Origin of the sequence: Odoribacter lunatus, assembly GCF_943193135.1 — a bacterium.
Classification (GTDB): domain Bacteria; phylum Bacteroidota; class Bacteroidia; order Bacteroidales; family Marinifilaceae; genus Culturomica; species Culturomica lunata.
The window spans coordinates 19,627-44,283 of record NZ_CALPCZ010000003.1 but is presented as its reverse complement, the minus strand read 5'-3'; the positions used below and the strand labels follow the sequence as shown (position 1 = coordinate 44,283).

Annotated in this window: 20 protein-coding genes; 8 read left to right on the top strand and 12 right to left on the bottom strand. The window is 47.3% G+C overall.

Annotated features, from left to right (window positions below; genetic code table 11):
- Positions 1-103: 103 nt before the first annotated feature.
- A complete protein-coding gene (locus NFR61_RS02550; RefSeq protein ID WP_251620273.1) occupies positions 104-478 on the top strand; it encodes a DUF3127 domain-containing protein in 375 nt (124 codons plus the stop codon).
- A 171-nt stretch (positions 479-649) separates the two neighbouring features.
- On the opposite strand, the gene NFR61_RS02545 is transcribed toward NFR61_RS02550, so the two are convergent.
- From NFR61_RS02545 to NFR61_RS02530, 4 genes are all read right to left on the bottom strand, one after another.
- Entirely contained in the window at positions 650-1,489 is an 840-nt protein-coding gene (locus tag NFR61_RS02545) for a CvfB family protein (protein WP_251620270.1), read from the bottom strand.
- Between the two features lie 19 nt (positions 1,490-1,508).
- Positions 1,509-2,897, bottom strand: a complete 1,389-nt coding sequence (locus NFR61_RS02540) for an aminopeptidase P family protein (RefSeq protein WP_251620267.1) — start codon at positions 2,895-2,897, stop codon at positions 1,509-1,511.
- Between the two features lie 25 nt (positions 2,898-2,922).
- The gene (locus tag NFR61_RS02535; RefSeq protein WP_251620264.1) at positions 2,923-4,998 is read right to left on the bottom strand and encodes an alpha-L-fucosidase; all 2,076 of its coding nucleotides are present in this window, start codon (positions 4,996-4,998) and stop codon (positions 2,923-2,925) included.
- Positions 4,999-5,073: 75 nt separating this feature from the next.
- Positions 5,074-5,511: a hypothetical protein gene (locus tag NFR61_RS02530; RefSeq protein WP_251620261.1), complete on the bottom strand. Its 438-nt coding sequence runs from the start codon at positions 5,509-5,511 to the stop codon at positions 5,074-5,076.
- A gap of 266 nt (positions 5,512-5,777) precedes the next feature.
- Between NFR61_RS02530 and mce the strand changes: the two genes are divergently transcribed.
- The 7 genes from mce to mnmC2 all read left to right on the top strand — a co-directional run bounded on the left by mce (position 5,778) and on the right by mnmC2 (position 12,112).
- The gene (mce, locus tag NFR61_RS02525; RefSeq protein WP_251620258.1) at positions 5,778-6,182 is read left to right on the top strand and encodes a methylmalonyl-CoA epimerase; all 405 of its coding nucleotides are present in this window, start codon (positions 5,778-5,780) and stop codon (positions 6,180-6,182) included.
- A gap of 72 nt (positions 6,183-6,254) precedes the next feature.
- On the top strand, positions 6,255-7,817 hold the full coding sequence (locus tag NFR61_RS02520) for an acyl-CoA carboxylase subunit beta (protein ID WP_251620254.1): 1,563 nt from the start codon (positions 6,255-6,257) through the stop codon (positions 7,815-7,817).
- 11 nt (positions 7,818-7,828) lie between these two features.
- Positions 7,829-8,194, top strand: coding sequence for an OadG family protein (locus tag NFR61_RS02515; protein WP_251620238.1), 366 nt, complete (start codon positions 7,829-7,831; stop codon positions 8,192-8,194).
- A 39-nt stretch (positions 8,195-8,233) separates the two neighbouring features.
- On the top strand, positions 8,234-8,662 hold the full coding sequence (locus NFR61_RS02510) for a biotin/lipoyl-containing protein (RefSeq protein ID WP_251620235.1): 429 nt from the start codon (positions 8,234-8,236) through the stop codon (positions 8,660-8,662).
- A 476-nt stretch (positions 8,663-9,138) separates the two neighbouring features.
- Entirely contained in the window at positions 9,139-10,308 is a 1,170-nt protein-coding gene (locus tag NFR61_RS02505) for a sodium ion-translocating decarboxylase subunit beta (protein WP_251620465.1), read from the top strand.
- 103 nt (positions 10,309-10,411) lie between these two features.
- Positions 10,412-11,440: a threonine aldolase family protein gene (locus tag NFR61_RS02500; RefSeq protein ID WP_251620233.1), complete on the top strand. Its 1,029-nt coding sequence runs from the start codon at positions 10,412-10,414 to the stop codon at positions 11,438-11,440.
- A gap of 12 nt (positions 11,441-11,452) precedes the next feature.
- Complete coding sequence (gene mnmC2, locus NFR61_RS02495; protein ID WP_251620231.1) at positions 11,453-12,112, top strand: tRNA (5-methylaminomethyl-2-thiouridine)(34)-methyltransferase MnmC2; 660 nt, start codon at positions 11,453-11,455, stop codon at positions 12,110-12,112.
- On the opposite strand, the gene NFR61_RS02490 is transcribed toward mnmC2, so the two are convergent.
- From NFR61_RS02490 to NFR61_RS02455, 8 genes are all read right to left on the bottom strand, one after another.
- Positions 12,113-12,706 (bottom strand): nitroreductase family protein, encoded by a 594-nt coding sequence (locus NFR61_RS02490; protein ID WP_420910093.1) that lies wholly within the window; start codon positions 12,704-12,706, stop codon positions 12,113-12,115.
- A gap of 23 nt (positions 12,707-12,729) precedes the next feature.
- Positions 12,730-13,185 (bottom strand): shikimate kinase, encoded by a 456-nt coding sequence (locus NFR61_RS02485; RefSeq protein ID WP_251620230.1) that lies wholly within the window; start codon positions 13,183-13,185, stop codon positions 12,730-12,732.
- Positions 13,186-13,199: 14 nt separating this feature from the next.
- The gene (locus NFR61_RS02480; RefSeq protein WP_251620228.1) at positions 13,200-15,884 is read right to left on the bottom strand and encodes a DNA gyrase/topoisomerase IV subunit A; all 2,685 of its coding nucleotides are present in this window, start codon (positions 15,882-15,884) and stop codon (positions 13,200-13,202) included.
- A gap of 34 nt (positions 15,885-15,918) precedes the next feature.
- The gene (locus NFR61_RS02475; protein ID WP_251620227.1) at positions 15,919-17,754 is read right to left on the bottom strand and encodes a DNA topoisomerase IV subunit B; all 1,836 of its coding nucleotides are present in this window, start codon (positions 17,752-17,754) and stop codon (positions 15,919-15,921) included.
- A gap of 61 nt (positions 17,755-17,815) precedes the next feature.
- Entirely contained in the window at positions 17,816-19,081 is a 1,266-nt protein-coding gene (locus NFR61_RS02470; protein WP_251620225.1) for an ATP-binding protein, read from the bottom strand.
- Between the two features lie 256 nt (positions 19,082-19,337).
- A complete protein-coding gene (locus NFR61_RS02465; RefSeq protein WP_251620223.1) occupies positions 19,338-22,010 on the bottom strand; it encodes a transglutaminase-like domain-containing protein in 2,673 nt (890 codons plus the stop codon).
- A gap of 12 nt (positions 22,011-22,022) precedes the next feature.
- Positions 22,023-22,766 (bottom strand): biotin--[acetyl-CoA-carboxylase] ligase, encoded by a 744-nt coding sequence (locus NFR61_RS02460; RefSeq protein ID WP_251620221.1) that lies wholly within the window; start codon positions 22,764-22,766, stop codon positions 22,023-22,025.
- A complete protein-coding gene (locus NFR61_RS02455; protein ID WP_251620219.1) occupies positions 22,763-24,613 on the bottom strand; it encodes an OmpA family protein in 1,851 nt (616 codons plus the stop codon). The genes NFR61_RS02460 and NFR61_RS02455 overlap by 4 nt, the downstream gene beginning before the upstream one ends.
- Positions 24,614-24,657 lie beyond the last annotated feature (44 nt).

Sequence of the window (24,657 nt, the reverse complement as noted above, 5' to 3'; positions counted from 1 at the left end):
TCACCTTCACCTCTCCCCTAATCATGTTTATTAAAGATTTTCGTTGAGTTCTTTTGAAAAACGTTCAAATTTGCCCACATTTGCAGTCAAATTTTTAAAAACCATGAATTACGAAATTAGCGGTAAACTCATTTTTAAAGAAGATACCCAACATATCAGCGACAAGTTCCAGAAAAGGGAATTTGTCATCGAAGTGGAGAATGAAAAAAATCCCCAATGGAATGATTTTGTCAAAATACAACTTATTCAAGACCGTTGCGATTTGTTGGAAAATATCCAACTAAATGAAAATATCAAGGTATATTTTAATGTACGAGGCAGAAAATGGGAAAATCAGGGGAAAGTATCCTATTTCACCAATCTGGAAGGCTGGAGAATCGAGAAGGTGGCACAGGAAGCTCCGGAAAACATACCGGTACCCCAATATACCGTAGAAGATATTCCCCCGATGCCCGAAGCCGACGACCTGCCGTTCTGATACTTTTTCGCCGCAGGCTCCTGTATTTCCGTACAGGATTTCTTAAAGACACTGCCGTTATACTGCCGTATTAACTCCGAATCAACTCCGTTCCGAAACGGAGTTGATTCGGAGCAAACAAATTAAAAACATACAAGCATCCATACGAAAGCATAACGGACGTATGGCGTTTCACTTATGAGAAATTAGCTTTATCTCCGTATCGGTCAATTCTATCTTTTTCTCTTTAAAAAGAGTGCCGATAGCTTTCTTGTAATCTTTCTTGCTGCATTCAAACAGATTGTAGATAATTTCCGGTGCAGTTTTGTCGGACACATCCAAGATTCCTCCGTTATCTTTCAGTTTCTCGAGTATCTTATTTACAATAGCATCTATCCGGCTGTATCCCCTCTTTTGCAAAGTAATATCTATTTTCTCGTCTTCCCGCACCGCTTTGATATAGCCTTTCAATTTCTGCCCCAGTTTCAAAGGACGGAATATTTCATTCCGGTATACAAGTCCCCAATAAAGATTGTCTACAATAACACTATACCCTAAATCGGATTGGCGGGCTATCAATACATCCACTTCCTGTCCCGGCTTATAATCAACAGGAACGTTATCAAGGTATTTCTCTATTTTTGCCGTCGCAACGATACGGTCTGTCGTTTTATCGACATAAGCATAGACCAAATAAGATTTTCCTTCCACCATCCTTTCCCGCTGTTCACGGAAAGGAACGAACAGGTCTTTGCGTAATCCCCAGTCCAAAAAAGCGCCGACAGATGTCACCGATACCACTTTCATCCGGGCAAATTCCCCTACAGCGATATTGGGAGTTTCTGTCGTAGCGATGATTCTGTCTTCAGAATCAAAATAGATGAATACTTTTACGTAATCTTCCGGAAAACAATCTTTCGGGACGTATTCGTTAGGCAACAATATTTCCCCCCATTCTTCCCCGTCCAGATATACCCCGAAGTCTACAACCTTTACGACCTGTAAAGTATTGTATTTTCCTATTTCTATCATGTTGCAGCAGTAAAAGTCCCTATCCCATTATATTTTCCACTTCCCCTACCGTGATAGGAATGCGTTTGTCTCCCAATACCCGGCAGCCTTCTTCCGTAATCAACACGTCGTCTTCCAAACGGATTCCGCCGAAATCTTTAAATGTCTCTATCTTGTCATATACCAAAAAGTCTTTGTGCAACCCCTGTTGTCTCCACTGGTCTATCAGCGCCGGTATAAAATAACATCCCGGTTCATCGGTCACAACGAATCCCGGTTGCAGGCGCCGTCCCATACGCAAAGAAGAGGTGCCGAACTGGTTTACCGGACGTACTTCGTCGTCATAGCCGACGTAAATCTGTCCCAAATCCTCCATATCGTGCACATCCAGCCCCATCATGTGTCCTAGTCCGTGAGGCATGAACAGGGCGTGTGCTCCGGCAGCCACGGCCGCATCAATATCCCCCTTCATCAAGCCCAGTTCTTTCAAGCCCTGTGCCAACACCTTGCATATTTCCAGATGAACGGAAAGATAAGTCACTCCCGGACGGGACAATTCCAACGCTTTCCGATTACAGGCCACGACGATGTTGTACACATCCTTCTGCCGGGAATCGAATTTCCCGTCTACCGGTACTGTCCGGGTAAAATCGGAACAGTAGTTCATATCGTTCTCCGCACCGGCATCCGTCAGCATCATCCGTCCTTTTTTCAAGATGTTGCCATGATAATGATTATGCAATGTTTCTCCGTTTTGAGACAATATGACCGGAAAAGAAACCATTTTTCCGTAGGAAGCGGCAATACCTTCTATCAATCCCGCCACATATTGCTCTTTCACTCCCGAACGGCAGTTTTTCATAGCTGTCGTGTGCATCTCGTATCCGATGTTGCAGGCATTGGTTATCTGTTCTATCTCACACTGTTCTTTTACGGAACGTAAAGCAACAACAGCGTGTATCAATTCGAGGGATGCATATTTTTTCTGCAATTCGGGGCGAATCCCCAATAATTCTTCTATCTGCAGCATATTCGCATGTCGGTAGGGAGGCAGGAAATGAATTCTCCTTCCCTCTGCTATCGCTTGCCGAAGCATATCGGCCAATCCGGCAAAAGGGCTTGTATTTTCCACTCCGATTTTCTCGCCCAGTTCTTTTACTTTCGGTTGCGGTCCCATCCAGATAATATCGTCCATATCGACATCATTCCCAAACAAGTATTCTTTGCCGGAATCCGCATCCAGCACGCCGGCAAATCCCGGCATATCCAAACCGAAGAAGTAAAGGAAGGTGCTGTCCTGACGGAATTTGTAGGTATTGTCCGGATAATTTGCCGGCGATTCCCCGTTTCCGAGAATCAGTACCAACCCGTTGCTTACTTTTTCTTTTAATGCTTTTCTTCTGTTTTTATAAATCGTAGCCTCAAACATATCTTTTCTATATAATATTAATTCATCAATAGCGTATTTTCAAATTATTGAGCCGCATGGCACTGTTGCGGGTTTCCGGATTCGCCAAGCGGATGCCGCAGGTGTGCCAGGAACGGGATTTCAACGGACAGGCATCCGTTTCCAGTCTGTACACCGGGAAGTCTTCCAAAGGCCGGAGACTGAAACACAGTGTCTTCTCAAAACGGTTGTAGGTTTTTATCAACAAGGTGTTTTTCCCTTTTTTCAGAGGAAGGAGCACCTTTTCTTTGTTATACCCGTTCCCCCTTCCGGAGGAGTGCGTCGTCAGGACTTGCCCGTTCAGCAGCACCATGACACCATTTCCGCTTCCTATCTCAACCGCGGCATCGGTTTCCCGGTCCGCTTCTATCTCCTGCCAGAACAGGAAGGAACGCCTCTCTCCCGCCGGGATTTCCCATTTTTCCCCGTTCTGCCAGTTCTCGCACAGCTGCCATCCCTCGCCGGCCGGTCGTCCGTTGATAAGCATCACTTCCGGTATACTTCCCAAGAGACCTCCCGAGCGTTTCCGGTACAAGCTGCCCCATTTGATTTTCGAGGGCTGCGGATGCTGTTTTTTTCCGCCTTCCAATAGGAACTCTTTTTCCGTACCGTCCACGGTCAATACGATTTTTTTCCCCTGCTCTTCTTCCGTATAGAAAATCACCGGCTTCAACTGTTTCGCAGAGGTCTGTATTCCCCAATTATAAGCGATGATACTCCTGAATCCCGTATAATAGTCCATACTCGAATAAGCATACAAAGGCACCGCATTTTCGCATGTCAAGGTTCTACCCGTCACAAAAGCATGCAGCGGAAGTATTTCAAAACCTTCTTCCAATTCTATGCGAATAACCTCTACCGGCAATTCAGGCGTGCTTTCCGGTTCCGGGTAAACAGCCCAGGTTCCTTTCTCTTCGGCGGTTTTCAGCGGTTTTCCGCCAATATACTCCGCCTGTTTTATTTTTCCTTTCAGTCCTTCGAGTAAAATGCGTTCCGGACGGTTTTCTTTTTCTACAAAAAGATAGAGATTATTTCCTTTGACCGTTATATCGCCCCACTCCGCAAAATAATCGAACGGATTCGCCTGTACCCCGTAAATCGCCTCGCCGTATTTATCCAGCCATGCCCCTATGCCCATTAATACTTCCTGCTCAAAAGGTATAACACTGCCATCCCCCATCGGTCCGATGTTCAGCAGATAGTTGCCTCCACGGCTGACAATTTTTATCAGGCTCTCTATCTTTTCATGCACTTTGTCCGCCACTTCTCCCCGCTGCTGCCAGGAGCGGTAGCCCCAGGTCTCAGGAAAAAAAGAGGCCGCAGTCTGCCACGGCACACCTATTTTATAATCGGGATATTCATTGTCCGCCATAACACTAAAATCCGAACAATCGTTGCCCAAGCGTCCGCTAATCATGCACCGAGGTTGCAGACGGCTGACCAACGCATACAATCCCCGGCTCTGTTCCGGTGTCAAAGACCCCATATCAAACCAAATTTCGGATATAGGGCCGTATCCGGTCATTATTTCCTCCACCTGTTTCAGGTTGTATTCATAGTGTTCGGGCGTCAGCGGGTCGGCATTGTGGCTGGAAATCGGATAAGCCTGCGGGAAATGCCAGTCTATCAATGAAAAGTATACCCCAAAACGCATGCCCTTTTTCCGGCAAGCCTCCGCCAGTTCTTTCATGACATCCCGTTTAAAAGGAGTGGCATCCACTATATTATAGTCCGTATATTGGGAATGGTACATGCAGAATCCGTCGTGATGTTTGGAGGTAAAAACAATGGATTTCATCCCTGCTTTCTGCGCCAGCCCGACTACCTCTTCCGCATTCCATTTCACGGGATTAAAACTGCGTACCACTTCGGCATACCAATCACTGAATATTCCGCCATGTGACTGTATTTGTTCGCTGTATCCGCTAATTATCGGTTTATCGTTCCAGACTCCGCCCAATTCAGAATACAATCCCCAATGAATGAACATGGAATATTTCTGATTCATCCAAGCAGAATCGGGCTTTACTTGTCCGTAAACGACATTTATTCCCACAAATAAAATAAAAAATATCCTCAACATCCCATAAATAATTTATGGGGATAAAAATAGTATTTATAAAAATAAAACCGTGAATGTTAGCGAAAAAAGATTCTTTCAATCGTAACGCTCGTTCAATGCGGTACGCTTGTTTCTGAAAATAATGGCAGTCAATGGAACGCAAAAGCCGGCGATAACAACAAGCCATGCCCCGTAACGTATGCTCACTTCATTTGCCATAATGCCGCTCATGCGTCCGCTTAAACTCATCATGGTATCCTGCGAGAAATCAATATCCATGATCCGCCACAATACCACAATTCCCGCTACGATACCGCAAAGGGACATCAGCCACAGCGTTCCTTTGGAAACATCTTTTCCCATATCCCGCCGGATGGCTAAAAAAAGCACCAAAAGAAACATGATGAAGGTAAACCAGCCCGAGGAAAATACTCCCGTAAGGTTACCGACCATTTCGACATAATACCACGGTAAAAACGTAGCTACTAATCCTATTATTCCTACAATAAATATGGCAAAACGTTGTCTGTTCATAATTTTTTATTTTATGGTTTCCGATTCATATACGCCAGAAAGTAAGAAAAAGTTCATTACTTGTTTTCTAATATTTTTAATGAAAATTATCAAAAATATGTGCTACTTTTTTTGATTATCGAAATAAGTATGAGTAATTTTGGATGTTTTTTCACGGGAAACGTTTTCATTCTTCAATCCAGAAGAAGAAGGTTTATTGTGATGTAAGGTATTTTTGAATATATTTTATTGATATACAGTTAATTTATTTTTTAATTTCATTATTTATGACACCAACTCATATTGAACACATCGGCATTGCCGTAAAAAGTCTGGACGAGGCTATCCCTTTCTACGAGAAAGTACTGGGCTTGAAGTGCTATGCCATTGAAGAAGTAAAAGACCAGAAAGTGAAAACGGCTTTTTTCCAGGTAGGCCAGACGAAGATCGAATTGCTCGAATCAACCGATCCGGAAGGTCCTATCGGTAAATTCGTGGAGAAGAACGGCGGCGGCATGCACCACATGGCTTTTGCCGTGGACGATGTGGCTCAGGCGCTGAACGACGCGGAAGCAGCCGGCTGCCAGCTGATTGACAAAGCCCCCCGCGGCGGTGCGGAAGGTCTGCGCATCGGATTCCTGCATCCGAAATCCACCAACCGGGTATTAACCGAACTCTGCGGTAAGAAATAAAACGGTCATGAAGCCCGTATCCGGGAGGATATGGGCTTTTTCCTTTATAAACATCATAAATTCAAACCCTATATGATTACAAATCAAGATAAAGTAAAAAAACTGATCGAACTTCGCGCAACCGCGAAGTTAGGCGGTGGTGAAAAAAGGATCGAGTCCCAGCACAAAAAAGGGAAACAGACAGCCCGTGAACGTATCGAAATGCTGCTGGACGACGGCAGTTTCGAAGAGTTCGACATGTTCGTCACACACCGGTGTACCAATTTCGGCATGGAGAAGACCAAATTTCTGGGCGACGGTGTGGTAACCGGACAGGGTACTATCGACGGACGTCTGGTATTCGTGTTCGCACAGGATTTCACTGTGTTCGGCGGCGCATTGTCCGAAACGCTGGCACAAAAAATCTGCAAGGTGATGGACAAGGCGATGGTTGCCGGTGCTCCGGTCATCGGCCTGAACGATTCCGGCGGTGCCCGTATTCAGGAGGGTGTCACCTCACTGGCCGGCTACGCTGAAATTTTCGAACGCAATATTCTGGCTTCCGGAGTGATTCCGCAGATTTCCGCCATTTTCGGCCCCTGCGCGGGAGGAGCCGTTTATTCTCCCGCCCTTACTGACTTTATTCTTATGACCGATGAGACTTCCTATATGTTCGTTACCGGTCCGAAGGTGGTAAAAACCGTTACCGGCGAAGATATCAGCACGGAGGACCTGGGCGGTTCGGGCGTTCACTCTTCGAAATCAGGCGTTGCCCATTTCAAGGTGGAGAGCGAGGAAGAAGGTATCCAGATTATCCGCAAGCTGTTGTCTTACCTGCCTTCCAACAATCTGGAAGATGCACCGATGATCGACTGCACCGACCCGATCGACCGTCTGGAAGACAGTCTGAACGAATTGATTCCGGACAACCCCAACCAGCCTTACGATATGCTCCAGGTAATCGAAGCCATTGTGGACAACGGGGAGTTCCTCGAAGTACACCGCAATTTCGCCAAGAACATCATCGTAGGTTTCTGCCGCATGGGCGGTATGCCGGTGGGTGTCATCGCCAACCAGCCTAATTTCCTGGCAGGCGTACTGGATATTCAGGCTTCCCGCAAGGCAGCCCGTTTCGTACGTTTCTGCGACTGTTTCAATATTCCGATTCTGACGCTGGTAGACGTTCCGGGATTCCTGCCGGGCAGCGGTCAGGAATACGGCGGTATCATCATCCACGGTGCCAAGCTGCTGTTTGCATACGGCGAGGCTACCGTACCGAAGGTAACCGTTACTCTGCGCAAGTCTTACGGCGGTGCTCATGACGTTATGTCCTGCAAGCAGCTGCGCGGCGATGCCAACTACGCATGGCCTTCGGCTCAAATCGCCGTTATGGGTGCTTCCGGCGCCATCGAGGTTCTTTACGGAAAAGAAGTGGCCGCTATCGAGGATGCGGAAGAAAAGGCCAAGTTCATCCAGGAAAAGACCAACGCTTACGACGAGGCATTCGCCAATCCGTATCAGGCCGCTTCCTACGGATATATCGATGATGTCATCGAACCGCGCAATACCCGTTTCCGCGTGATCCGCGCTTTCGAAAGTCTGCGTACGAAGAAAGTGGTCAATCCGCCGAAGAAACACAGTAATATACCTTTGTAAAATAAAGAAATATGACGAATTCAATTATACTTTTCACGGATCTGGCTGCGGAAGCCAGCGGATATACCATTTCTGTCGTGAGTATCATTGTGGTATTTCTGTCCCTTACCGTGCTGGTGCTTATCTTCATGGCCATTCCCAAACTGCTGGAAATGAAGATAAAGAGCAGCATCAAGAAGACGGGGGCGACGGAAGTAGCTCCGAGCATCAAGATGGATGCCGATATCAATGCCGCAATTGCCATGGGTCTGCACATGTATTTCAATGAGTTACACGATGAAGAGAGCAATGTCATCACGATACACAATGCACCCAAACAATATTCACCGTGGAGTTCCAAAATTTACGGAGTACAAAATCAGCCTTTGAGAAAATAAAAAGGTAAATCAGCGTATTATAACTTTAAAAAAAAGAGTATGAAAAAATATAAATTCAAAATCAACGGCCAGGTCTATGAGGTAGAAGTGGGTGAATTCGAGGGCAACAACGCTACCGTATCCGTAAACGGAACCCCCTACCAGGTGGAGCTGCAAGGCGAGGAAAAGAAAGCCAAAACCCCGGTATTAGCCCGGAAACCGGTTGTCAACAAACCCGGAGAAGGCCAGATTAAGAAATCGGATAACGCCGGCGGTGCGTTTAAAATCAACTCCCCGCTTCCCGGCACGATCAAGAAGGTCAATGTCAGCGTAGGAGATACGGTGAAGGAAGGCGATTGTCTGATGGTCATGGAAGCCATGAAGATGGACAACAATGTGATGGCTGAAAAGGGCGGTACGGTAAAAGCCGTTAAAGTAAAAGAAGGCGACGCCGTTCTTCAAGGCGATACGTTAGTAGAAATTGCATAATCGAAAAGTGTATGAATAAACTTATTTTCATTACGTTATCGTTCCTGTTCGCATTCCTGAACGGTCCTCTCTGCCAGGCAGCGAACGGAGATAACTTAAAAGAAGAGCTTGTACACGGCAAGTGGGTCAATAAAGCCGACGGCTATATTCCCAATGCGACCGGCAATTCCGACCGGACCGTGGCCCGTTACAAGATATATCAGTTCAATGAGAACGGGACGTTCACGATGGACTCCATCAAGCAGCGTTACACCGGGACCTGGGAAATGGAGGGCAATACGGTTACCATGCTTTTCAATCCCAAAGTGATTACGGAGTTTTCTCCCAATCTGGACCCGAATGCTTCGGGACAGGGGTATGTCACGACCGATGTTACGGTTAATTTAGGCGAAAGGAAGGCCGTGGTGACGCCGGAAGTATTGAAGTTCGGCAATCCCAGCCTGGATGCCGTCCACAATTCGGACGCCGTTGCCGGTATGAAGAATTTCTGGGAGTTCACGGGTTTTGCCAATGCTACCTGGAAGAATCTGGTGATGATTCTGGTGGCCCTGCTTTTCATCTGGCTGGCCATCCGCTTCGACTATGAGCCTATGTTGCTTATCCCCATCGGTATGGGTATCATTATCGGAAACATCCCTTTCTATATGGGTGAGGCTTTCAACCTGAAACTCGGTATTTACGAACCGGGCTCCGTGCTGAATATCCTCTACTCGGGAGTGATCAACGGATGGTATCCTCCTTTGATTTTCCTGGGTATCGGTGCCATGACCGACTTCTCGTCACTGATTTCCAATCCCCGCCTGATGATTCTGGGAGCTGCCGCACAGATCGGTATCTTCGTGACTTTCATCGGTGCGCTGTGGCTGGGCTTCGCTCCTCCCGAAGCAGGTGCTATCGGTATTATCGGCGGTGCAGACGGTCCGACTGCCATTTTCCTTTCTTCCAAATTGGCCAACGGCGTGAATATGCTGGCGGACGGAACTCTGGTGAAGAACCTGATCGGTCCTATCGCTATCGCCGCCTATTCCTACATGGCACTGGTGCCGGTGATACAGCCTCCCGTTATCAATCTGCTGACGACGAAGAAAGAGCGGAGAATCAAGATGCGTCCTCCCCGTTCCGTAAGCCGTCTGGAGAAACAGCTGTTCCCGATTATCGGCTTGTTGCTGACGGCGTTCATCGCTCCTTCCGCACTGCCGCTGTTAGGAATGCTTTTCTTCGGTAATCTGCTGAAAGAGTCTACGGTTACCAACCGTCTGGCCAATACTGCCAGCAACGCTCTGATCGACTCGATCACCATGCTGCTGGGTATCACAGTGGGTGCTTCCACGCAGGCCGATGTGTTCCTGACCGATACATCCATCAAGATTTTCATTCTGGGAGCGTTCTCTTTCGTGATTGCCACCGCCAGCGGTGTGCTGGTTGGAAAGCTTATGAGCTGGCTTTCTCCGAAGAGCAACCCCATCAACCCGATGATCGGTGCGGCCGGCGTGTCTGCCGTCCCCGACAGTGCGCGTGTTGTACAGAATCTGGGACTGAAAAACGATCCCACCAACTATCTGCTGATGCATGCCATGGCCCCCAATGTTTCCGGAGTGATCGGTTCTGCCGTCGCCGCCGGTACGCTGTTGAGTTTCCTGATGTAAAAGCGGTTTATTCTATAAAAACTCCCGGGTTTGAAATCCGGGAGTTTTTTTATAACCATTTTTCCCCTATCTTTACCCGAAGAATTTTAACAACGACTGATTTATGAGTTTACGCGGTTTCGGAAGCGACAATTTTTCAGGTGTCCTGCCCGAGGTGTTCAATGCCTTGAAAGAAGCGGCCTACGGGCACCAGCATTCCTACGGAGAAGATGTCTTTTCAAAAAAAGCCATTCAGGATTTCAAGCATATTTTCGGCGAAGATATAGAGGTATATTTCGTATACAACGGTACGGGCGCCAATATTCTGGCGATTTCCGCCTTTACCCGCCCCTTCCATGCCGTGATATGCGCGGAAACCGCCCACATCAATGCGGACGAATGCGGAGCCATACAGAAACAGACGGGCTGCAAGCTGCTGACGGTTCCCACTTTCGACGGGAAACTGAATGTGGGGCTTATCCAAAATCACATGCACGGTTTCGGGGACCAGCATCATTCCCAGCCGAATCTGATCTCCCTGACGGAGTGTACGGAACTGGGCACTGTATATACTCCCGAGGAGCTGAAGGAAATCTGCGATTTCGCCCATGCGCATCATCTGTATGTCCACATGGACGGAGCACGCCTTGCGAATGCCGTGGCTTATCTGGGCTGCGACCCGCGCGACCTGACGGTCCGGGCGGGCATTGACGTGCTCAGTTTCGGCGGCACCAAGAACGGCATGATGTTCGGTGAAGCGGTGATATTCTTCAATACAAGCGTATGCCCCGATGTCAAGTATATCCGGAAACAGGCTATGCAGCTGCATTCCAAGACCCGTTTTATCGCCGCCCAGTTTTCCGCGGTACTGAAAGACGGCCTGTGGCTGAAAACGGCAGGTCATGCGAACCGTATGGCCGAGAAACTCGCCAAAGAGGCCGCCCTGATTCCGGGGGTAAAGATTACCCAGGAGGTACAGGGGAATGAAGTGTTCGCGATTATCCCCCGCAATAAAATCGGCGTGCTGCAAGAGGAGTGCTTTTTCTACATATGGGACGAAAACGCTTCGGAAGTGCGCTGGGTATGTTCTTTCGACACCACGGAAAACGACATCATCGAATTTGTGAATCTGCTCCGGAAAGAACTGATTTAGGGAAGGGGAATCATGGAGCGCAGCTTTATAGAAACCGAGGACGGCAGCACGTCACTCTATGTACCGGCGTTGAATGAACATTACCATTCCGTTCACGGCGCGGTGCAGGAATCGCGCCACATTTTCATTCAGGCAGGTATCGAATTTTACGGACAGGAAAATATCTCCGTTGTGGAGGCCGGTTTCGGCACAGGGCTGAATGCCTATCTTTCGCTTATCCATGCGGAGACCCGGCATTGCAGCATCCGTTATACCACACTGGAGAAATATCCCCTTTCGGAAGATGAAATCAAGGCGTTGAATTATCCCTCCCTCCTGCCGTTCGACAGACCCGAATTATTCAACAGGCTGCATACTTCCCCTTGGGAAGAGGAAATCGCCCTGACACCTCGCTTCACCTTTCTGAAACGCCGCACGGATATTCGGGAATGGCAATCCGACACACAAGCGGACATTGTCTTTTTCGACGCTTTCAATCCGGAGGTGCAGCCTCATCTGTGGACTACGGAAGTATTCCGCCGTTTCCATGAATCGCTGAAACCCGGCGGCATTTTAGTCACCTACTGTGTCAAGGGGATTGTCAAGCAAGCCTTGCGCGACGCCGGTTTTTCGCTGAAACGTCTGCCCGGCCCTCCCGGGAAACGGGAGATGCTGCGGGCGACAAAGGCCTGATTACCATTTATCCGTATGCACTTTGGAGGCATCCCATTTGTCTTTGGGTGTCTGGGGCGCCGCCGGATAGCCTACCGGAATGACACAAAGAGAAGCGATGTGGTCCGGCAGTCCGGTGTATTTTTTCGCGGCTTCCATCCGGTCTTCATAAGGATAGGTGGCAGTCCACACCGCACCCAGTCCCAGTGCCTCCGCTGCCAGCAGTATGTTTTCAGCAGCCGCGGAACAATCTATGTACCAGTAGGAAGATTTCGTCACGTCTCCGCAAACGACAATGGCCATCGGAGCATCTTTCAACATTTTGGCATACGGCAGGGCAGCAGCCATGGAATCGAGTACGCCACGATCGGTCACGACAACAAATTCCCAGGGCTGGGTGTTCTTTCCCGTCGGAGCAGCCATACCGGCTTTCAGCAGTAATTCCGCTTTTTCCCGCTCTACCGGCTTCGGCAGGTATTTCCTCACACTCTTTCTGGCAAAAATATTTTCCAGCGCATCCTGCGTCTGTCCTTCCCGGTTTTTGTCACCACAATTACATGCTGTCATCATAAAAGATAAAATAAAAGTTGAAACGATTAAAGTAAGTTTTTTCATGCGTATCTGATTTATATCAACGATCACCGCTTTTCTTTGGCCTGTTCGTAGTAAACCCTCCTCTCTCCGAGGTGGCGGCAAACGAAGCGGTGTATTTCTTCGTCGCTGAGTTTGCTGACTATCGGGCGTCTGTGTTTTCCGCGGATCAAACGCTCCGCAATGATATCGACAGGCGTATCCAGAAAAATCGTATGTCCCCGCTCGTTCATGTAGTCCATGTTCCCGTTGAAGCAGGCTGCACCCCCGCCCGTCGACATCACGAAACTTTCATACAGTTCACACACTTCATGCAAATAGCGGGTTTCCAGTTTCCGGAATTTGTCTTCTCCTTCTGCTGCAAAAATCTCCGGAATGCTTCTCCTCTCCCTGTCTGCGATATAAGCATCGAGGTCTATAAAGCGCATCCCCAGTTCGGCAGCCATTTCGCGCCCCATACGGGTTTTCCCGCAAGCCATATACCCTACAAGAAAGTATTTCATCGAATCCGGTCCTGCTATTCAAAATCTATTTTCATCTGCTCCGTGTCTTCCGCTATCTCGGAAGGATTGGTCACTTCGAATTCCACATCGGTGTTCAGTTCTTCCGGTTCGCTTTCTTCGGTCTCAATCACGAGAGGTTCCATCTCCCGTATTGTCTTCACTTCAAACGTAGTGAGCCGTTTCCCGCGTGCCTTGTAGGATTTTTCCCCGATAAATTCGTCCGCCTGCACGGTTTCTTTCGGGCGGGTGGAATATTTTCCTCCAAAGCTGATTTCGAAACGGGGATGTTTTTCTCCGCTCAGGACTGCCAGGTAGGAACCTTCCGTCTCCCCGATGAAGGAGGCCAGTTTGGCGGTTTCCTCGAATTTGAAGCGTTTCACGTAGTAGAATCCCTGGTCCGCATCGAAAAATACCGCCGACCAGATTTTATGGGGATCAAATTTTTCAATGACGGAATAGCCTTCTTCATAATGGTTTCCCAAATCGAAATCGGACGTGTAGTACGTCCCGTTTTTATTCACGACCAGTATCCGTTCCTCGCCCTGGAATTCTCCCAGGAATCTTCCCCGTCCGTCGGTGTTCAGGCGCAATACGTCCTCGTCAAACCATATTTTTCTGCCTCCCAAGGTGGACACGCCCTTCTGCACCAGATTGATTTTATGAATATCGTTCTTAGAGAGCAGATTTCCCTGCGAATCCCTTCCTTTTATGGCCAGCTGGGCGAAGTCGTAATCAAACACCAGTTTCTTCATGCCCGGTTTCGGTTTCAGGCACACTTTAATCACTTCCGCCTCGCCGTTGGGGTTGGCACTGAAGTAGACGATTCTCGACCCTGCCGTTCCCTTGGTGAGGTTGTACTGTTTGTCCCGGGTGGTTCCCGTGACGCAGAAGCGTTTCACGAAGTAGGAGCCGTACCGGCCGTCTCGGTAGGCCACATTGTATATGGTCCGCTTGTCGTTTTTCTTGAAGACATCGACATGCTGGACGTCTTTTCCGACGAAAATCTTATCGGCGACTTTCGTGACATAGTAGCTTCCGTCTTTCCGGAAGATGATCACATCGTCCATGTCCGAGCATTCGCAGATGAATTCGTCTTTTTTCAAAGCCGTCCCGATGAATCCCTCTTCCCGGTTGATATAGAGTTTTTCGTTGGCAACCACGACTTTCGCCGCCTCGATGTTCTCGAAGTTCCGGATTTCCGTTTTTCTTTCCTTTCCCTTGCCGTATTTCTTTCTTATGTTCTCGTAGTAGCGGATGGAGTAAGGAATGATATGCTCGATGTTGTAGTTCACCTCTTTTATTTCCTCTTCCAGCGTGCGGATGTGGTTATCGGCTTCTTCGGAGTTGAATTTCAGGATTCTCTTCATTTTAATCTCCAGAAGCGCCTTGATGTCTTCATCCGTCACCGGACGGTGCAGCCGCGGCAGAAAAGGAAGCAGTCTTTTGTGTACATGGGCGATTACAGCCTCCACCGTGCCGCTCTCCTCAAATTCTTTGTCCTTGTATATGCGTTCCTCTATGAATATCTTTTCCAGCGAGCAGTAATGCCATTCCGTTTCCAGTTCATCGAGCCGGATTTCCAGTTCCAGTTTCAGCAACTTGACCGTATCGTCAGCGGACTGCCGCAGGATGTCCGACACCGGCATGAAGGAGGGTTTGTCGTTCTCGATTACGCAGGCATTGGGAGATACGGACAATTCGCAATCCGTGAAAGCGTAAAGGGCATCGATGGTTTTATCTGAAGAGACGCCGGGTGCCAGGTAAATCAATATCTCCACGTTCGCCGCCGTGTTGTCGTCTATCTTCTTGATTTTGATCTTGCCCTTTTCATTGGCTTTGAGGATGCTGTCTATCAAAGACGAAGTGGTGCGCCCATACGGGATTTCCGTAATCTTGAGCACTTTGTTGCTGCTGTCTTTTTCTATCCGCGAGCGGATTTTCACCACTCCCCCCCTGAGTCCGTCGTTGTATTTGGAGACATCGATCATTCCGCCTGTCGGGAAATCCGGATACAATACAAATTCCTCCCCTTTCAAATAGGCGATGCAGGCATCTATCAATTCCAGAAAGTTGTGAGGCAGTATCTTGGACGCAAGTCCCACGGCGATACCTTCTACTCCCTGTGCCAGCAACAAGGGGAATTTCACCGGCAGCGTGACCGGTTCCTTGTTTCTTCCGTCATAGGAAGCCTGCCAGACGGTCGTTTTGGGATTGAACACTACCTCCAGGGCGAATTTCGAAAGCCGCGCCTCGATATAACGGGGTGCCGCCGCATCGTCACCCGTCAGTATGTTTCCCCAGTTTCCCTGACAGTCCACCAGGAGGTCTTTTTGTCCGAGCTGTACCAAAGCATCCCCGATGGAGGCGTCTCCGTGGGGATGGTATTTCATGGTGTTGCCGATGATGTTCGCCACTTTGTTGTACCGTCCGTCATCCATTTCTCTCATGGAATGCAGGATACGGCGCTGCACCGGTTTCAATCCGTCGTTCACATAGGGGACGGCCCGCTCCAGTATCACGTAGGAAGCATAATCGAGGAACCATTTCTGGTACATGCCGTCCAGATGCTGTATGGACCGGATGCTGCCGTTCTCGTCCTGTATCTCTTCGGTTTCTCTTGCTTCTTCCGGTTCTTTTTCTTCTTCGTCCCGCTCCTCTCCGTTATAGTTCTCCTGCTCCTTTTCGTCTTGTATATCCATGGTTATCCGTATTATTTTAATTGGGGAACCGAAGTTATTTCAGTTCATCTTTTTCGATATATAGATTGTCTATGATAAAATCCTGGCGTTCCTGGGTATTCTTGCCCATGTAGTAGCTCAGTACCGTTTCAATGGAGTCACCCCGGCTGAGACGCACCGGTTCCAGCCGGATGTCTTTTCCGATAAAATACTGGAATTCATTCGGCGAGATCTCCCCCAAGCCTTTGAAGCGGGTGATCTCCGGCTTCGGTCCCAGTTTCCGTATGGCTTTCTGGCGTTCCTCGTCCGTGTAGCAGTAGCATGTTTCTTTCTTGTTTCTCACCCGGAATAAGGGGGTTTGCAGGATATAGACATGACCGGACCGCACCAGGTCGGGAAAGAATTGCAGGAAGAAGGTCAGCATCAGCAGGCGGATGTGCATTCCGTCCACATCGGCATCGGTAGCTATGATGATGTTGTTATAGCGCAGATCCTGCAATCCGTCTTCGATGTTCAGCGCCGCCTGCAGCAGATTGAATTCCTCGTTCTCGTACACCACTTTTTTCGTCAGTCCGTAAGAGTTCAGCGGTTTTCCCCGCAAACTGAACACGGCCTGCGTGTTGACATCCCGGGATTTGGTAATGGAACCGCTCGCCGAGTCTCCCTCGGTGATAAAGATGGAGGATTCGTTTTTCCGCTCATGATTGGTGTTGAAGTGCACCCGGCAATCCCGCAGTTTCCGGTTATGCAGGCTCACCTGCTTGGCTCTTTCCCGGGCTATTTTCTGGACTCCCGCCATCGCTTTGCGCTCTTTCTCCGTCTCCACTATTTTCCGCAACAGCAGTTCCGCGGTATCGGGATTCCGGTGCAAATAGTTGTCCAGCTCTTTCGTCACGAAATCGAAAATAAAATTGCGGACGGTGGGACCTTCCGGACCTACATCCTTCGAGCCCAGTTTGGTTTTCGTCTGGGATTCGAACACCGGTTCCTGCACTTTTATGCTGACGGCACCGATGATGGAGGTGCGTATGTCCGTCACATCGAAGTCCTTTTTGTAGAAATCCCGCAATGTCTTGACGACAGCTTCCCTGAAAGCCGCCAGGTGGGTTCCCCCCTGCGTGGTGTGCTGGCCATTTACGAAGGAATAGTATTCTTCTCCGTACTGGCGTCCGTGGGTCATGGCGATTTCTATGTCTTCCCCTTTCAGGTGGATGATCGGATACAGGCCTTCACCGCTCATATTTTCCGTCAACAAGTCATACAACCCTCTTTTGGAATAGAACTTATGATCGTTGAAGAGGACAGTTAGACCGGTATTCAGGAAGACATAGTTTTTAAACATGGCCTCCAGATACTCGGCGATGAAATGATAATTTCCGAAAATCTCACGGTCAGCCCAAAAGGTCACCATTGTTCCGTTCGGTTCGTCCGTGGGGACAATATCCCGTTCTTCCACTATCTCTCCCCGCCCGTACTGGACATATTTGGTCTCTCCGTCCCGGAATGCCTGAATGACAAAGGTTTCGGACAAGGCATTGACAGCTTTGATACCCACACCGTTCAATCCGACCGATTTTTTGAAGGCTTCGGAGTCATACTTGGCACCCGTATTCATTTTGGAAGATACGTCCACCAATTTCCCCAACGGAATGCCCCGACCGAAGTCCCGCACCGTCACTTTCCGGTCTTCCACAGTAATCCGGATTTCATTCCCGGCACCCATGGCGAACTCATCAATCGAGTTATCCACCACCTCTTTCACAAGAATATATATACCGTCATCCGGTGCCGATCCATCACCCAATTTACCGATATACATCCCCGGCCGGCGACGGATATGCTCACGCCAGTCAAGGGTCCGGATCGAATCCTCAGAATAATTTTCTACCATTTTTTATGAGTTTTGCACAAAAATAGTGAAAAACTCACGAAAAAAAAAGTTGAAAAAAGGATTACGGCTTTAATAGATTTATCGGAACGACATAAATTCCGTCTTCCCTTCGGTAAGCCCCGCCTACGGCAGTGAGAACCATAAGGAAGTCCGGCGATTTCTCGTCGCTTTTTTCGGTGATTTTATTACGCAGTATTTTTAAAGCCCTCGCCCCGTCTTCCACACGTTCGTTCCCCCCCAGTTTGATTTCTATGGCGCCCCAGCGTCCGTCTTCCAGATGAAGCACTGCATCGCATTCCAAGCCGGCATTGTCTCTGTAATGCGTCACCGTACCGTTAATGGCTCCGGCATAAACGGAGAGGTCCCGGACGGCGAAGTCCTCGAAAAACAATCCGAAACTTTCCGGGTCTTTTTTCAGATCTTCAGGTCCTACCCCCAAAGCCCGACAGGCAATGGAAGTATCCACAAAGTGCCTTGTGGGCGTACTTCGGATGGAGGTCTTCGACCGGATGTTGGGTTTCCAGGCCGGCAAATCTTCTATAATATACAAATCTTTCAACGCCTCCATGTAATCGTCAAAAGTCTTGTTATCCATCGTGCGCTCATTGTTCTGTCTCACGTCGGCAATAATAGTAGAAACGGTCGCTTCGGTAGAAATATGGCGAGCGTAACTCTTCATTATCATTTTCAGAACTTCCGGTTTCTTGTTTCTGAAACGCTCGTTCTCACAGTCTTCAAAGACAAAAAGACCGTTGTAATAGTTTTTCGTGATTTCTATGGCAACATCCCTGGGAGCCTGAACGGATATAGGCCATCCTCCTCTGCATATCAGGAATGCCACATCATCCAGAGTAAATTCCGTATTCATATCCCAGGGAAGGTCCCTGGCCCCCTCAAACAAAGCGGACAAGGAGACGACACCTTTCGATTCTCTGGATTCCCATAAACTCATCGGACGCATCTTTACGGGTGTTATTCTGCCTGCGCCGCTGTGGTGCACTTCTGTTTTGTCCGCAGGCGTAGAACTGCCTGTCAGAATATATTTTCCGAACCGATAGTCGAAATCCAGGTCATCCTTCACTTGATTCCATATATCAGGAGCTTTCTGCCATTCATCTATCAATCTCGGCGTTTCACCTTCCAATACGGCTCTGGGATTTATTCTTGCCATGTCAATGGCTTGTTTCGTATTCAATTTTACGAAACTTTTCTGATACAGCATGCAAGTCGTCGTCTTGCCGCAAAATTTCGGACCCGCTACGACGACCGCCCCTGAAGTTTTCAGTTTCAGTTCTATCTCTTTTTCAATGAGTCGCTGATAATACATAGCCTGCTATTTTGCTACAAAAATAAAAAATTCCCACGATTTTCAATGAAAAATTCCCACGATTTTCAATGAAAAATTCCCACGATTTTCAATATTTTAATTCTACAGAAACTTGTTCGTCATTTTTTCAATACAAAGTTTCCGTAAACGACGGAAATAATTCAAAAAAATTCCGTTTTTACGGAAACATGTCAAAAAAGGAAACACGCCTCTTTAACGTTTTTCAACGTTTCAACCCTTTCAACTTCTTTAGCCCCTACTTTATGAATTTGATAATCTGTGTCCCCAATCCCACACGATACCCCTGTGAAATGAAGACCACCTCCCCTGCTTTGTTCACTATCAGAATGAGGGGCAGGTTATCGGCATTTTTCAGATTCAGGCTCCGGGCGACTATTTCCTGCAATCCACCTTCCGGATCATAGCCCAGCAGCATATTGTCCGGCAGCGGCTTGAAGTCATGCCGGGCGAATTTCTGCAATTGTGTCCAATTGGGAAAGAGAAAGTACATCGGAATACCTTTCGCTTCAAAATCATCTTTCATATTACTCATATCCCGTACCAGATGATTAGTCGGCTCCTGATTGGCTGCGATCCATGCCACTACGGTATACCCTTCTTGAGGTAACCTCATATTTTCCTGTATTTTGCTCTTTTCAGAAATATACGGCATCGGCGTACTCACTTTTCCCAATACGCTTACTTTCTCTGCCCCCCCTCTGACATTCATTTTTACACGAGTGAGTTCACCGGCTTTTACTCCAAAAGAAACTATCTCTGAAACAACAGAACCATCACTATGCCGATTACCAGTTACCAAGATATAATCCCCTGCATCCAACACTACCGGGCTACGGAATATCTTGCTATATGCAACACCACCACCCATATCAACATCCGCATTACTTCCCAAATCAATCAGACGGGCGATGCCGTTTTCCAAACGAGAAATCGTAAAATGAGTATAATAAGCCGGATCTTTTACCTCTCCTCTGTCATAAACAATCATCAATTTCCCCTTAGGTCCCACTTGCTGTGAAGGGATAAACAAAGCCTGTTGCCAGCCCTTGCCCTCGTTGTATTCCGGTTTACCATCCATCGGATTCAGACGAGCAGCGATACCCATTGTACGGCATGCCGCAACAAAAAACAATTCTTTTGAACGCGTATCTGTCACACCGGCTTTCAATACACCTGCCGGAGGCGTAGCCACTCCTATTGTATTAACAGAATCCACTACCCGCAATTTTTGCATAACTGAAAGCAAATCCTCTACTGTAAAAATCCCGTTTTCTTTCAAATATTCCCTCAACAACTCCCGATAAGCCGTAATCTCTTCATTTTTCACTCTCGGATTCAATATATATTCTTTATACAATCCGGCATTATGCAAATCTTCAAAACGAGGCTGCTTCTTAAATTCATACGCCCCACGCAAATGCTCTTCCCATACAGTAGCCTTCGTATCCTGCAAATCCTTTCCGGCAACTACTTCCAACAAATCCATTGCCGTCTCTATATCTCCCACTTGTAAAGTATAAACCTTTTGAAGAAAAGCTACAATTTCAGGATAATTTCCCCGAGCTTCCTTCAATAGTTTTGTCAATCTTTTTGTATCCACATTCCATACTTTGGCTTTATCTGCAATCTGTTTTTCACTGATAAACGAAGCCACATAAGCATTTCTGACGGAATCCTCTTTCATAAAACGTCTGTCATTCACCGCCCTTTCCTCATCGGGCACTAACGCCTGATACGCCTTTTCCACCGGAGGAATCATATCATAAGCCAAACGATACCCCTCCTTGCCATTCTTATCCAATACCACTGTTATCTCTTCCATCGAAGCAGCTTCCAGTTTCCCGAAACCATACTTTCCCTGATTAGAAGCCCAAATCAACCAATCTCCCAATCCTACCGTCAATTCAGATGTACCCGACTCATCAGTAAACAAGACTACCGATGGATAAAATTCACCATAATTATATATCTCATAAGCAACCCTTGCCCCTGCCACCGATTTACCTTCAGCATCCACCACCTTCACTTTTACCTTACGCACATCCGTATAATTACCCGTCACATTCACGCTTGTCATATTCGGATTAACAGAAACCACTTCCTCATCGGCAAGATAGCGGCCGAAGACCCTAGCTGTCATAAACAAACCACGACGTACAGGAGCTGTAAACCAAGCAATATCCAACCGAGGTTCCGGTTCACAAGCCCCCAAATACTTCCATTTTCCATCTACCCACACTTCAATCCACGCATGATTATCATCACAATGCGCCCACCGGGGTGTATACACCTGACGCGCCGGAATACCCACCGACCTCATGGCAGCCAAAGCAAATACCGACTCCTCTCCGCAACGTCCGTAAGCAGTAGTTGTCATCGTCAATGGCGAACAAGTTCGGGCATTGGTCGGTTTATAAATCGCTTTTTCATGACACCAGTGATTCACTTCCAAAGCAGCTTCTTCCATCGAAGCGCACTTTTTTACCCTGTCCCGCAATTCTCTATAAAAAACCATTCTTGATGAATCCAGACTTTCATTACCGGCCCGCACCGGTAATACAAAATGCCGGAATATCACTTCGGGTATATCCTTTCCCCAAGGCATTTCTTCGCGAACCAGCAAAGACTGCCGTACATTCTGTAACAAAAAATCCCCTCCATAATAAGCTATATCGATTAAAGGAGAATAAGCATAAAGAAATTGAAGTGCTTCTTTTTCTTCCAAACTCAATGGCTGTTCAAATACGGCAAATAAATTTCCGGGAGCATCCGCCAACATCTCTTTTTTTATTCCAAAATCCCGTTCTATCCGTTGCCGCCCTTGTGCATCCGCAACAAAATGTTTTTCCTTGTGACAGCCCACACACAATGCCGTCAATACCGATAACAAAACCAATCTTCGCATCATATATCTATTTAGTTATTTATAAGCAACTTCCTTAAATCCATACACCCGCAACGTACCCTCCGTATCTTTAAGCACCAAACGTCCAAATTCATCAATTCTTACAACCGAAGCCTCAAACTCTCCCTCCTCATCTTCCCACCTGTAAATCCCCTGACGCCGATACAAACATTCCATAAAATCCCGTTCCAAGACCTCATATTCTTCTATTCTACCATAGCGTTTTCCGATACACGCCAATAATTCCTCCACCGCTTTATCCAAAGGTATTTCCTTGCCCGTCAATTGGAACAATGACACCGGATTCGGCGCATCCGAAAGAAATACTGTCTGGTTAATATTCACGCCTATTCCACACAAAGAACTCCGAATAAAACGCCCTGCAACGGTATGTTCTATCAAGATACCACAAATCTTCTTATCCCCCACATATACATCATTGGGCCATTTTACAGATACCCCTTCCACATACTTACTTACAAAATCATAAACACCCAAAGCACATACCATCGAAACGGCAAACTGCCGAGATGCCTCGTAACACGGTGGACACAACACAACTGTTACGGCTATATTCTTATTCGGTTCACTTTCCCAACGATTGGTTGCCTGCCCGCGTCCCGACATCTGACGATAAGTCAAAACGACCCTTTTATCTTTCAGTTCCTCACGCTTCCATTGTTCCGCTTCCGTATTAGTCGAAGTCAATGCCCCATACTCCCACACTTCAAATCCCGAAACATTGTATTTCTTTATCATTTCACCCTTATTTCCGTTCTTCTATTTTTCGCCTTTCCTTCTTCTGTATCATTAGAAGCGACAGGATTTTCCTTACCATATCCCTTATAAGTCATTCTTTCTTTCCTTATACGATGAAGAAACAAATACTTAAACACTTCAAAGGCCCGGCTCTCTGACAAACGATAATTATAATCATCTGTTCCGCTATCGTCCGTATACCCGGCAATCTCTATCTCCACATTCGGATTGCGCTGCATAAACGCTACTAACTGCAATAATTCAGCCTCCGACTCAGGACGCAAGGAGTAATCGTTTACTTCAAAAAAGATTCCTTTCAATACTAAAGAAGTATTAGTCCGAATCTTTTTCATAACAATCTTCCGGTAAAGCGGACGTTCCCAATCTGCCTGCCCAACCAGCACCGTATCCGAATAATACAGATAACCGTCTTTCAATACACTCAACAGCAATATACTCTCCGCAGGTGTACACACCAACATTTCCGAATTTACATACTTTCCATCATACAAAGCCAACGTATCCCGCCTTCCAATCACCTGCACCGTAACCTGATCCGGAATAAGACGCATATCTTCCTCATCTGTCACTTCCAATTTCAAATAAGACGTTTCACCACACCGAAATTCATCCTCCAGCTCATACCGATATATATTCCGCTTTCCATTTTCCCGAGAGGCAAAATATCCTTTTCGTCCCGAAGCATCTACCGCAAATCCCATTTCATCCTCAAAAGTATTCACGGTAATCCCCACATTCTGCGGTTCTCCGACTTCCTCCAAATCCACTTTATAAATATCCATTCCTCCCATTCCCGGATAAGCATCAGAAGCAAAAAACAACGTCTTCCCGTCATAATGTAAAAAGGGAGCCATTTCCTGTCCTCCTGTATTAAAATACAGCAATCGGGGCTCCGACCATACTTGTCTTCCATTCTCTTCCCGACGCAACAAAACACTATACCAGATATCACTTCCTCCCCTTCCTCCCGAACGATTGGAAGCAAAAAACAAATGCCTGCCATCCGGAGAAATCGACGGCTGTGCCTCCCATGAATCCGTATTGACAGGTTCTCCCAAATTCACCGGTTCCGACCACACACTATCAGAAAGCCGATAAGCCACATAAATATCACAACTTCCTCTCGAATCGGGACGTCCGCATCCGGTAAAATACATCATCTGCCCATCTGCCGTCAATGATTGCGTACCTTCATTCCCCGATGTATTCAAATTAAGGCCTTGACTTTTCCCGTCCCGAAGCATCCGGATATTTTCCACCCCATCCTCCAGCGCCGTATACAATATTGTTTCACCCGTTATATCCAACGAAGGCCAATAAACATCCCCCGCCTCTGCAATAAACAATTCCCGTTCCTTTTTCTGCTCCGTTGCCAACGCATGCAAAGCAAACTCACAATTCTTTCGCTGCTTTCTTGCACGCACTGCATGCTGTTGCTTTTTATCCTTTTTCAAATACTGCTCATAAGCAAAGCCAGCTTTCTCATAATTCCCCAAGGCCATATAATCTTCCGCCAGAAAAAAATAATACCCCGTATATCTCATGGAATCCAACTCAAGTCCCGCTTCGATAGCTTCTATTTCAGTTTCCTTATTCTTCTGCTTATTATAAATATCCGCCCGTAAAAAACAAGCCTCGGCAAAACGTCCCGCCTCCTCCGCTTTATCCAACCTCTCCAACGCCTCTCCATACCGCTTCTCCCGATAAAACCGCAACGCCTCTTCATACTCTTCCCGCCCCTTCTTATTTGCAGACACATTTTGTGCCTCGACAACCACAGAAGCCAACAAACAAACAAGCCAGCAAACACACCACTTTCTCATCATAAAACCATATTATCCAAAACAATTGCGAATCTAAGAACTTAATC